The organism is Vibrio sp. D173a, from assembly GCF_030248475.1.
Genome location: NZ_JAHGAH010000737.1, coordinates 1 through 760 on the forward strand (window position 1 = coordinate 1; position 760 = coordinate 760).

Below are 760 nucleotides of genomic sequence, written 5' to 3' on the forward strand. Positions count from 1 at the left end.
TTCAAACTGGATCCTAAAGCGACTTGGTCGGATGGAGAGAAAATCACGGCTGATGACTACTTGTTCATGCTGACGTATTACCGCTCTAAGGACATTGTTGATCCTTGGTATAACGACTTTTTCTCAAACTCGATTCTTAATGTTTCTAAAATAGATGACTACACCATCGCTGTCGAAACGGCGGTAAAACAGAGCCAAGACGCTCTGATGGTATTGATTAACATGCCAAGCAATGGCTTTCAGCCAAGACCAAAGCACTTCTATGACGGTGGTAAGGATGCCAACGGTGATGGGATGGTCGATAACTTTGTGCGCAAATACAACTTCAAGAGTGAACCAACAGCTGGCCCTTACTATCTAGACAAGGTGAAAAAAGGCAAGAGCGTGACCTTTAAACATGTCGGAGAGAAGTGGTGGGGCTATTCAAATCGTTATTATCAAAACCGATACAACGTGGACAAAGTTCGTATCACCGTGATTCGAGATTTTGATATTGCACTCAAGCATTTCGAGAAAGGTAAACTTGATTATTTCGATTTAGTCCTACCTGAATACTGGCATGGGAAGTCAGATTCTCAAGGCTTTAAAGATGGTTACATTCAAAAATTCTGGGGATTTAATCAAACCCCGCAAGGTGCTGGTGGCTTGTGGATGAACACGGCTCAACCGCTACTGAACGATATCAATGTGCGAAAGGGGATCATGCATGCGACCGATTACGATGGCATGATCAAGAATATTATGCGTGGTGACTATTCGC

1 protein-coding gene is annotated in these 760 nt (G+C 43.3%); it reads left to right on the forward strand.

What is annotated here, in order from left to right; translation table 11 throughout:
- Positions 1 to 760, forward strand: a 760-nt coding sequence (locus KIV40_RS28915) for an ABC transporter substrate-binding protein (protein ID WP_285352664.1), incomplete at both ends; no start/stop codon positions are given.